General features: G+C 51.2%; 3 protein-coding genes. All 3 read right to left on the bottom strand.

Going from position 1 to position 2,314, the window contains the following annotated elements:
• Window positions 1-104 precede the first annotated feature (104 nt).
• The 3 genes from ROG8370_RS21585 to ROG8370_RS19715 all read right to left on the bottom strand — a co-directional run bounded on the left by ROG8370_RS21585 (window position 105) and on the right by ROG8370_RS19715 (window position 2,027).
• The gene (locus tag ROG8370_RS21585) at window positions 105-332 is read right to left on the bottom strand and encodes a nitronate monooxygenase (protein ID WP_085828815.1); all 228 of its coding nucleotides are present in this window, start codon (window positions 330-332) and stop codon (window positions 105-107) included.
• On the bottom strand, window positions 223-1,005 hold the full coding sequence (locus ROG8370_RS21200; protein ID WP_245827556.1) for an OLD family protein: 783 nt from the start codon (window positions 1,003-1,005) through the stop codon (window positions 223-225). Before ROG8370_RS21200 ends, ROG8370_RS21585 begins: the two co-directional genes overlap by 110 nt.
• A 443-nt stretch (window positions 1,006-1,448) precedes the next feature.
• Entirely contained in the window at window positions 1,449-2,027 is a 579-nt protein-coding gene (locus tag ROG8370_RS19715) for a GNAT family N-acetyltransferase (protein ID WP_085828816.1), read from the bottom strand.
• Window positions 2,028-2,314 lie beyond the last annotated feature (287 nt).

Genomic DNA, 2,314 nt, shown 5'->3' with positions numbered 1-2,314 from the left:
TCCGAGACAGCGAAAAAGAAACGAAAGGAGACAGCAGCATTGACGCCATCATGACGCAAAGAACATAACAACTGGGTGGGTCAAGTCTCGGTGACAATCCCGGGTCAGTTCTCAGTGACAATCAACACGCCTTGATCAATGCACGCCTCTAGCTGGTCGTTATACGGAAAGGAAAGGTTGAGATTAACGGAGAAGTTCTGATCGGTCAGAGCCCGCAGCTCTTCAATTCCAGCAACCACCTGCTTTGCCGACTTTGTCCAGAGTGGAATGACACCATAACCGCCTGAATTGCACACTTCTGCAACCAATTCCGGCCCCGCCGCGCCAGCCATCGGCGCTGACAGAATTGGTTTTTGCGCTCCTAAAATGTCCAACAAATCTCTTTTCAATGAAATCTTCCCCTGACGCCGCGGCGCCGATACGAATCCGACGATCCAATTTATCTGGTCGCATTATACCAGCAATACTAATGCTAAATGCAGCCGCCCCATCATGACTAGCTAGAATGTCCCCGTCATCGTTGATTGAAAGCCTTACAGAAAGTGAGCTGACTGCCAAAATATCATTCATGGCTTCAAGAGGTGAAGGTAGCTTCGCTGTAGTTGTTGCTTCCTCGACCGCATCTGCTTTCAAAAGTTCCAGGACTTCTCGTGAGACCCTGTTCCGAGCATTCGCCAAGTCAAAAAGTGCGGCTTGGGTTCTGGGTTGAGCGTAGTCGTCTTTCCAGCGGCTATCGTCTTGCCGATCCCGACTGCTGATGTTGCGTTGTAGGTCCCTTCTGGATTTCGGGGTCAGATCTACCGAGCTGGAATGCAACCAGGACTGCCTATGAGCGGCGATCCTGATAACTTTCAATGCTGTAGTCGCCTTCGACAATTGCGTGATCAAGGCTGACTTACCTGAGCCATTCGCCCCGACTACAAATACTGCGACGCCATCTGCGAGCTCGATTTCAGTTTGGTGTCCATTTCCTCCCAAAGGAGGGATCTGCCAGTTATAGTTCATGTGGAAATTCTACCATTTCTTAATGTTTTGTGGGATTTGACGCAGATTCCGACCTGCTGTTCAATCTTCATCCAAATTTCCAGAATGCCGCTCAAACAAACGCTTTATGGCTTCGAGTAGTCCAAAAGTTCGATCTGTGTGAAGGGTTGGGTCACCATCGGGGACACTCATCAGTTTACCCTTCAAAATATGGCTAGAAACAAGGCTATTTCACTGCTTTTTTCGGTTCGGCCACGGTATTTTCCCGATATTCTCCAATCTGTGTAGAAGCGTGATAAAGCCCTTTAAATTAAGTGTTTTAGAAGGTTCGGCCAAAAACATGACGGTTGGAAGAAATGTTCGTTTTTCCAACATTCTCTGGACCTAAAAACTGGCTGGAAGCAGCCATTCGCAGCGTCTTTCTTTAAGGTCTGCTGAGCGGGACAAAGCCGACAATCGCTACCTCAAAGCGATTTGATGAGAAGAACCCAAGCCTCTGTATCCGTTTCCCATGTCGCTTTGACACATGGTAGAGTGGCCGCCTGACGATAGCCATGTCGTTCGTAGAGACGGCGCGCACCGGTATTGTTGCTTGCAACGATCACGCTCATGCGCCTCAACCCCTCGGAGGCGCCAATCCTTTCCGCCAACTCGAGGAGCTGTGATCCAATGCCCTGACCGCGGTGTGTAGGGTAGCATGCTAGAACGTTGACATACCAAGATTCGAGAGCGTTGTTCTCAAGCTCCTGAAGAGGTCGAAACAGTGGCGGAAAATCTTCGCCAATCGGCTCGGGCTCTGATCTGATCGAATAGCCTGTTAGGCCTGCGACGGCTCCGTCACCATTGTCCATGACAACAATCTGGCCATCGCGCGCCTTTTCAGCCTGCCGGGCCCGTCCAATCTCCCAAGGATCTTCGTCGTCCCGAGCAAGACCAGTCCAGATATGAAGCGGAAGCCCCTCACCGGCGAAATTGACCAAATCTGCCAGGCTGTGCGCGTCTTTTTCGTCGGCAAGTCGAAACGGCCGTTCAAGTTCAATCATGATAGTCTCCAACCCGTCAGCTTGTACTATTAGCTTGCCCAACATCAGCCCGCCAAGCAAGTCCGGTACCGGGTTAAAGGCTGCCGTTCGGTGCGGTATGAACCAAGGCCTGCTATGCGACAGAGCAGACACTGGCGAACGATGCAGCTATGACCGGGTTGCGGATGGGGTGGATGGCTCCTGCATCACCCGGCGTCGCAATGCGCCATAGTGCAGTTGCTATGAACCGCTTACGAGAGGAGCCACCCAATGCAAGTTACAACGATCGGCTTAGATTTAGCCAAGAA

The organism is Roseovarius gaetbuli, from assembly GCF_900172365.1.
In the GTDB taxonomy this organism is placed as follows: Bacteria; Pseudomonadota; Alphaproteobacteria; order Rhodobacterales; family Rhodobacteraceae; genus Roseovarius; species Roseovarius gaetbuli.
This window is presented reverse-complemented; position numbering and strand designations above follow the sequence as displayed.